We start from the raw sequence: 231 nt of genomic DNA, 5'->3' as shown, positions 1-231 counted from the left end.
ATCGCGGCTCAGGCACTCGGCACGACCGACGCACTCGAATTCGGCGACGCCGACAACCGCCCGTGCACGATCCGCGCATACCGTGATAACGCCGAACCGATCGCGACGCAGGAATCCGACGTGAGCGCGGAAGGCTCGCATCAGGACGCGGCCCCGCAAGAATCGGAAAAGGCCGAGGAACCGGCCCCGAGCCTGAAACACACGCCCCGCGCTCAAGTGCGTGCACTGGCC

1 protein-coding gene is annotated in these 231 nt (G+C 67.1%); it reads left to right on the top strand.

Annotation, left to right across the window (positions count from 1 at the left end):
- A partial coding sequence (locus AC1RPU_RS08555) for a hypothetical protein (protein ID WP_481769743.1) occupies positions 1 to 231 on the top strand: 231 nt, incomplete at both ends.

The organism is Dellaglioa sp. CoH-55-MRSF-7 (assembly GCF_056782235.1).
The sequence above is the reverse complement of the archived record's forward strand: the minus strand, read 5'-3'. Positions and strand labels throughout refer to the sequence as shown.